General features: G+C 59.3%; 9 protein-coding genes and 1 tRNA gene. 3 read left to right on the plus strand and 7 right to left on the minus strand.

Annotated features, from left to right (window positions below):
* The 5 genes from NW849_RS13375 to NW849_RS13395 form a co-directional block, all read right to left on the minus strand.
* Positions 1-80: transfer RNA gene (locus NW849_RS13375), tRNA-Leu, on the minus strand.
* Positions 81-163: 83 nt separating this feature from the next.
* Positions 164-1,054, minus strand: a complete 891-nt coding sequence (locus tag NW849_RS13380) for a M23 family metallopeptidase (protein ID WP_414358231.1) — start codon at positions 1,052-1,054, stop codon at positions 164-166.
* Between the two features lie 56 nt (positions 1,055-1,110).
* Positions 1,111-1,944: a biotin--[acetyl-CoA-carboxylase] ligase gene (locus NW849_RS13385; RefSeq protein ID WP_414358233.1), complete on the minus strand. Its 834-nt coding sequence runs from the start codon at positions 1,942-1,944 to the stop codon at positions 1,111-1,113.
* A gap of 12 nt (positions 1,945-1,956) precedes the next feature.
* On the minus strand, positions 1,957-2,589 hold the full coding sequence (locus tag NW849_RS13390) for a DUF3318 domain-containing protein (protein WP_011432111.1): 633 nt from the start codon (positions 2,587-2,589) through the stop codon (positions 1,957-1,959).
* 14 nt (positions 2,590-2,603) lie between these two features.
* The gene (locus NW849_RS13395; protein ID WP_414358234.1) at positions 2,604-3,323 is read right to left on the minus strand and encodes a pyridoxine 5'-phosphate synthase; all 720 of its coding nucleotides are present in this window, start codon (positions 3,321-3,323) and stop codon (positions 2,604-2,606) included.
* Positions 3,324-3,491: 168 nt separating this feature from the next.
* On the opposite strand from NW849_RS13395, the gene NW849_RS13400 reads away from it, so the two are divergent.
* Positions 3,492-4,538: a hypothetical protein gene (locus NW849_RS13400; RefSeq protein ID WP_414341703.1), complete on the plus strand. Its 1,047-nt coding sequence runs from the start codon at positions 3,492-3,494 to the stop codon at positions 4,536-4,538.
* A 31-nt stretch (positions 4,539-4,569) separates the two neighbouring features.
* Here NW849_RS13400 and NW849_RS13405 read toward each other — a convergent pair whose 3' ends face one another.
* Entirely contained in the window at positions 4,570-4,926 is a 357-nt protein-coding gene (locus NW849_RS13405) for a hypothetical protein (RefSeq protein WP_414358236.1), read from the minus strand.
* Positions 4,927-5,087: 161 nt separating this feature from the next.
* Between NW849_RS13405 and lepB the strand changes: the two genes are divergently transcribed.
* On the plus strand, positions 5,088-5,774 hold the full coding sequence (lepB, locus tag NW849_RS13410) for a signal peptidase I (RefSeq protein ID WP_414358239.1): 687 nt from the start codon (positions 5,088-5,090) through the stop codon (positions 5,772-5,774).
* Positions 5,775-5,802: 28 nt separating this feature from the next.
* Here lepB and sds read toward each other — a convergent pair whose 3' ends face one another.
* The gene (gene sds / locus NW849_RS13415; RefSeq protein ID WP_414358241.1) at positions 5,803-6,774 is read right to left on the minus strand and encodes a solanesyl diphosphate synthase; all 972 of its coding nucleotides are present in this window, start codon (positions 6,772-6,774) and stop codon (positions 5,803-5,805) included.
* 114 nt (positions 6,775-6,888) lie between these two features.
* Here sds and NW849_RS13420 point away from each other — a divergent pair, with 114 nt between their 5' ends.
* The gene (locus tag NW849_RS13420) at positions 6,889-7,284 is read left to right on the plus strand and encodes a metal-sensing transcriptional repressor (RefSeq protein ID WP_414358242.1); all 396 of its coding nucleotides are present in this window, start codon (positions 6,889-6,891) and stop codon (positions 7,282-7,284) included.
* The last annotated feature ends 99 nt before the right edge of the window (positions 7,285-7,383 follow it).

Genomic DNA, 7,383 nt, shown 5'->3' on the forward strand with positions numbered 1-7,383 from the left:
GCGGACGAAGGGACTTGAACCCTTACGCCTTGCGGCACTAGATCCTAAGTCTAGCGCGTCTGCCGTTCCGCCACGTCCGCAAAACCTGCATGACCCAACTGGTTACCTGCGCCAGCATTCCAGTTGGAGCCCGCCCACCTATGCTAACCCAAGCCGGCTCTGGCTAACCCGGCAGCTGGGCAACAGCAACCTTCAGATCATCTGTGGCGTCCAGAACCACCCAACCTTGCCCCACCGCCCGCTTCCACAGCTCAAAGTGGAGGTGCGGCCCAGTTACCGCTCCGGTCGCCCCCACATAGCCGATGACGGATCCCCGCTCTACCACTTCCCCCGGTGTTACAGCAACTTCGGACATGTGGCCATAGCGAGTGCGCCGACCGCCGGCATGCTCCAGCACAACGGTGATCCCCAGACCCCCCAAGGATCCCGATGTAACCACCTTGCCGCTTAAAGAGGCCAGGATCGGCGTGCCCATGCTGGCCCCCAAATCCACCCCGGCATGAAACTCTGGCTCTCCGCGGATGGGGTGAATTCGCATGCCAAATCCAGAAGTAATCGGCACCGGGTGAGGTAGGGGGTAGAGCAGTCGTTCGTCACCTGCCGCCAGTTCAGGCAACCTTGGCGTTTGCGGTTCAGGAGCTTGGGGCTGGCTGGGATCCTCGATGCGAATCTCTTGGCCGGGGGCGAGAATGATGCGGCGACCGGAGCTGCGTTCCATCAGCACCACCGGCACCCCACCTTCAGGCTGAGCATGGGGAACCAGGTCATGGTTCTTCTGGGGCTCAATCACGATCTCGCGGCCTACTACCGTCTCTGGGCGGGTTTCTGCCTCAAGGGTCGCAGGGCTGCCCTCTCGTAAAGGAATGGCTCCATCCAGCAGCAGGGCTGCTGCCCCAGGCGTGTCTAGGGCCGGTTCCACCATGGGCGGCGGGGGCAAAGGGGTTGGTTGGGTTTGGGCCAGCAGAGCAGTGGGATAAAACCAGAGCAGAGCCAGCCCCAGCTTCAGCCAAAAGCGCAGCCGCCGAGCTCGGGGGGAGAAAAGGCGCGCTGCCATAACCAAAAGCTTCATCACCGAGTTCAACACAGGCCACATAAAAAACACAAGAGAAATTACAGGCTATCGCCCGCCGGCATGTGATAGCTCAAGCGAACTTGGTCGGGTGTAAGCGTCCGGATGGATTGCTGCTGTTGCAGATGTCGCTCCCCTTGTGTTTGTACTCGCACCCTTCCATCCTCGGCAAGGCCCAAGATCGTGAGGCTAGTCCCCCTTTCGAGCCATTGGACTTGCGGCTTGACCATCCAGGCTTCGTACTCTGAGCGAACGGGGGCAAATCCCCCTTGCAACCAGACGTGGAATCCCTGCTCCATCCCCTGCAGAACCCAGCCGGCAATCTCGGTGCGGTCGAGTGAGCGGTGCAGAGGGGATCCCAAAATTTGGGCTAAGGTGATTGCCCCAATGGGAACGGGGTTGTTGACATTCACCCCCACACCGGCCACCAACCCCAGCAGTTGCCCGCTCCCCCCAAAGCGGCTTTGCACCAGGATCCCCCCCAGCTTGAGCAGAGAATCCGGGCGCTGCTCGTCCACCACCACCAAATCGTTGGGCCATTTCAGCCGCAGCGGGATCCCAAGGTTTTGCCGTAAACGGCCCGCAATGCCCCAGCCCAAGGCCAGGGTCAGTTCCAGCAGCGAGTAATGCAAAGGCGGGGATCCCAGCCAAACGGACAGGTATAGTCCCCCCGGCTCCGAGTGCCACACCCGCCCATGTTGACCTTGCCCAGCCCGTTGGCGGGTGCTGACCAAAACTGTGCCCACTGGCAGCGGCTGTGGGAACCGACGGCCCCAGTCCAAGAGCAGCCGATTGGTGGAATCGGTCACCGCCACTTGCAGCAGATGGCGGCCCCACCGGCCCGCCTGGGATCCCAGCCGCGAGGGAGAAAGCATCTCTACCCGGGATTAGCTCAACACAATGTCTTCCGCCGGACGCTGGGCCAGCCGCTTGAGGTTTTGGTAGCGCAACATGTCCAGCAGATCATTGCCCGAGCGCCCCTCCAGACGGGCCTCCACATGCAGCGCCTGCCCTAGGGCCTCCACCGCCTGCAGCCGCGGGATCCCGCGCAACACCAGGCGATCCACCGCATAGGCGTCAGCAGCCAACAGACGACGGTCATTGGTTTGGTCGCGGCGCAACTGCCAGAGGGCCAAGCCACTCAAACCCCCCGAAACGGTTGCTCCCACGGGATCCTGTTGTACGGCCTCGAAGATCAAGCTCAACCCCCCCAGAGCTGCTATGGCCAGGTAAAAGTCGATCTGCCGCGACACCGCCCGACTGTAGTAGCCCACCTTGTGCAGGAACAGCCCCGCCCGCTGCAGGGGGGTAAATTGCCGCCACTCGTAGGGCTTGATGAACAGCCGCATCTGCCGTTCCCAGGGCATTTGCCGACGGCCTTTGATCACCACCGTTTGCCGTTCCGAGGCGGGCAAGATCTTCACACTCTCCCGCATACTGGCTGGCAGCAGATCCAACAGGCGCTCAATCTCCGCCTGATCCAGAACGTAGTTTTCGTAGCCGTAGTATTCCGAGTTCATGCCGGGCCTGCTCCTCAGCTTAGTCCCATCGCCTGACGCATCTCTCGCACCGCCCGATCCAGCCCCACCAGCACCGCTCGACTGATAATGCTGTGGCCGATGTTCAGCTCCTCCATGCCAGGGATCCGCGCCACTGGGCCGACATTCCAGTAGGTAAGACCATGTCCCGCATTCACCCGCAAGCCCAGCTGAAGAGCCTGTTGGCTGGCCTTTTCCAGGTGGTCAAGTTCCACCTGCCGCTGAGCTTCGGATGAGGCTTCTGCGTAGCGCCCCGTGTGGAGCTCCACCCAGCGGGCTCCCACTTGGGCAGCAGCAGCAACTTGGGTCGGATCCGGGTCGATAAACAAGCTGACGGGAATGCCGGATCCCTGCAGTTGGCCGACCACATCCCTGAGGCGCGACACCTGCCCCGCCACATCCAACCCACCTTCGGTGGTGATCTCCTCCCGCCGCTCGGGAACCAAAGTGACGTAGTCGGGCTTGACCTCCAGGGCAATCGCCACCATCTCATCGGTGGCTGCCATCTCCAGGTTGAGGTGGGTGCGCACAGTTTGCCGCAGCAGCCGCACATCCCGATCTTGAATGTGACGGCGATCCTCGCGCAAGTGCACCGTAATGCCATCTGCCCCCGCCAGCTCGGCAATCACCGCTGCCGCTACCGGATCCGGCTCCACCGTGCGGCGTGCCTGTCGAAGGGTGGCAATGTGGTCGATGTTAACTCCAAGACTTAACAAGGCTTTACTGCTTTGGGTGTAGAGGAGAATACCCCTAGTATTACATTATTCAATTTACGCCGGTCAGATGAGCCAGGATGCCATGGGCCTCAGGCCGCGAGGGTGTAGGCTTTACTCTATGATCAGGTAGCGACGTCTCGCCTGTGCGGGATCCACTCCGGGCTTGCCATGACTGATCCAGATGCCTCTCTGGCGGTGGGACAACACTCCCTTGTTGACCGGGCGCGAGTGCCGGCTCTAATTGCCCAGTACTTGCCGGTGGAGATCTGCATTTACTACCAAGTTGTTCCCTTGGCCCTGGATACCGACAGCCTCATCTTGGGCATGGTGGATCCCCAGGATTTGGCGGCGCTGGACTATGTGAGCAAGATGCTGGCCTATTCCCAGATTTCCGTCCAGCCAATCCCTCTCACCGCTCAGCAGCAGCAGGATTTAATTGCCTACTACTTCAGCCATCCCCCCGACCCGGCAGAGGTGGAGCGGCTGCGCCTCCAGGCCCAAGCCAACCGGGTGACTCGGGAGGTTCCTGCTCCCGTGTCGGGGCCACCCACGCAGTTGAGGCCAACCCAGCCTCCGTCCGTCCCCGCCGACGAATCAGAAGAGACAGTGCAGCAGTTGCTCAACTCGATGCTGCGGCGGGCTTTGGATGAGAAAGCCGAGCAAATTTTCGTGGAGCCTCAAGAGGGGCCTTCTTGTCGAGTGCGCTACCGCCAGCAGGGGATTTTGCGGGATCTGTTCAAAGATCTCTCCGAGTCCATACGAGCGAAGTTGATCACCGCCATGAAGCGGATGATGGCGCTGGATCCGGAGTTGATCGGGGAGCCGCAGCAGGCAGAGGTGGAGCGGATGTACCGGGGGGAGCCACTGGTGTTGCAGTTGCGCATCATACCGCAGCGCTCCAAAAGTGGCCAGACTGCCGCCTCTAGAGAAGGGGCCATCTTGAGCATCCTGCGAGGGGAAGCTCTCCAGAAATATCAACAAGGCCAGAATAACCTCCGCGTCTCTGAGACCCTAGCTTTGGCCCAACAGACCTATCAACTGCTGCAACAATTGCAAAGTGCTCTCAGCAACACAGTTGACAAGCTTAAGCAGTACCCCAGTCCGCCGCGGAGCGACTGGCCCCTGATGACGGAGGTGTTGGCAGCTATTCAAGCCCAAGCCCAGATGATCGCCATCCACCAGCAGGACTGGGAAAAACTCAATTCCGGCAGTTGACCCCCCAAAACCAGCCCCGAGTAACATCCCTTCAACGGGATCCCTCCCGCAGCAGCACCAAAATCACTCCGGCAATGATGCTGATGGTGGCACCGGCAATCAGGCTGGTGGCTAGACGTTCCAGCCGTTCCCCGATGGTTTGTGAGGTGTCGAACTTAAAAGTGAGCTTTTCGACATCACCTGAGAGCTTTTCGACATCGCTCGAGAGCTTTTCGACATCGCCCGAGAGCTTTTCAATCCGCTCCGAGAGTTTTTCGCTATCCCCTGAGAGCCGATCGATCCGCCTCAAAACTTCCTCTTGTTGTTGGGTGAGACGAGCTATTGCTTGGCTATTGGCCTCGACCAGGCGCTCGACCCGCTCTAGGCGCTCTTCCGTTGAAATCGTCATGGAGGCTGACAGTCGCGAGTACGGTACACCAGAATACCCATCCTATGCTATTGCCGGCTATTCGTCTCTCCGGCAGGGGTTTAATGGGAGGGCCTCCCATTCTGCTGCCCTGGATTGGGTGCGGTAATCTTGAGATCGTGAAGTCTTGTTCGTTAGCTTCCATGCCGTCAAAAGATCCAACTCCTCTGCCCAAGCCCCAGTCGCCATCAGGGGAAACCCCTGCCAGCTCGGGATCCCGCAGCTGGTGGCAGGCGCAACGGGAAAACCTTCTGACGGTGGTGCTGGCTCTGTTGCTGGCCTTCGGCATTCGCACCTTTGTGGCAGAGGCGCGTTGGATCCCCTCCGATTCGATGCTGCCCACTCTGGAAGAAGGGGATCGGCTGGTGGTGGAAAAGGTCAGCTACCGCTTTGGTTCGCCCAGACGAGGCGATATTATTGTTTTCAACCCTCCCGCCAAACTGAACTTCGACGGGGCCTACATCAAGCGGGTGATCGGCCTGCCGGGAGATCGCATTCGCATCGCCAACGGTGAGGTCATCATCAACGGGATCCCGCTGCGGGAAGACTACATCTATGCCCCCCCCGACTATTCTTGCCCTGGCGAGCGCTGTCCTGGAGTTCCCAATCAGGGATCCGAATTCGTGGTTCCTCCCCGCTCCTATTTTGTGATGGGGGATAACCGCAACGACAGCCAAGACTCCCATGTGTGGGGTTTCTTGCCGGAAGAAAACATCATCGGCAACACCATTTTTCGCTTTTGGCCCCCGAATCGCCTACACTTTTTTGCCCCGCCAGAATATCCTGAGCTTCTTTCAGAGGCCCAAGTGTTGGGCAACACAGCCCGGTAGAAAGCCAGCTTGACCCTGTCGGGACTGCTCAGTGCAGCCGCTCCAGCACATAGTCCACCATCTGAAACAAAGCACGGCGCGCCACAGAGTCCGGCAGGCTATACAGCGCTTCGGCAGCCCGCTGGGCATAGTCGCGGGCCAACTGACGAGAGCGTGGGATCCCTTCGCTTTGATACACCCACTCCAGGGCCTGCTTCAGGTCTTGCGGGTTGGACAGCTCCCTGAGAATGAGCTCTCGCATCTGGGGAAATTCCTCTAGGGCAAACAGAACGGGTGCAGTGAGGTTGCCCTGGATGAGGTCGGATCCCACAGGCTTGCCAAGCGTCTCTGCCGAAGCGGTGAAATCCAACAGATCATCGACGATCTGAAAAGCAATGCCCAGATCCCGCCCAAAATCGAACAGGCGATCCGCCACTTCCTCGCTAACCCCGCTCAGCAGGCCAGCAGCCTTGGAACTGCCGGACATGAGGGAGGCCGTTTTGTAGAAGCTCTTGGCCAGGTAGTCTTCCATCGACACATCCGGGTCGAAGCGGGTGAGGCTCTGGCGCACCTCTCCCTCCGGCAAATCCATGATTACTTTGGAAAGGAGCTTCACTACCTCCAGGTTGTCCAGATTGGCCAAGTACCAAGCAGCTTGGCCGAAGAGGTAATCCCCCGCCAGCACGGCTATCCGATTGTCGAAGAGGGTATTCACCGTATCGATGCCCCGTCGCACATCGGCAGCATCAATCACATCGTCGTGAACCAAGCTGGCCGTGTGGATCATCTCAGTAATCTCTGCCAAGCGCCAATGCCGTGGGGTAATCTCTCCATCTGGGGTGGTGGCGCGGGCGATGAGGAGCACAATGGCTGGCCGGATCCCTTTCCCTCCCGCCGAAAACAGATGTTCGGCAGCCATGGCCAGAATGGGGTGCTTGGCACTCACCAACCGCGTCAGGTTCTGGCGTAAACGCTCCAGATCCGCTTCTACAGGGCCAAAGGGGGAGAGCACAGAGGTCATGGAGCCAAAGTATGAGAGGTTTTACAAAATTTCACATCTTTTCCTATTGTAGAGTACCCCATCGTTCCCGGGGAAAACCAAGCGGTATCATGCAGGCAGTCCTTTGCCCTTTTTATGTCGGATCCCGTTCCCCCACTTCGATCTCATTCCGTTCCGCCGCTCCCTTCAGAACCCGATTGGGAGGAGGAGTGGGAGCTGGCGCTGGAAAAGCCGCCGCTGCCTGGGCGGGCCCAGCCTCACCATCATGATCCCCAGTCTCGGCGCAAGTTGATCAACCGCTTGGCTCGCATCGAAGGGCATGTGCACGGGATCCGCTCCATGATCGAGCAGGATCAGCCTTGTCCAGATGTGCTGCTGCAAATTGCCGCCGTCAAGGGAGCGCTGGATCGGGTGGCGCGGCTGATTTTGGACGATCACATTCGCCACTGCATCCGCCATGCCATCGAGACCGGCAATATCGAGGTGGAGCTGGAAGAGTTGCAGCGGGCTCTGGATCGTTTTATCGGCTAGGTTTTGATGGTCATTTTGATTTAAACTAGGTTGTGTTGATCTTTCATTTGAGCCAAAAGAGAGCACTGACGAGATAGAGAAAACTCAAGAAGTTCCTGG

The organism is Synechococcus sp. R55.3 (assembly GCF_047461975.1).
Classification (GTDB): Bacteria; Cyanobacteriota; Cyanobacteriia; order Thermostichales; family Thermostichaceae; genus Thermostichus.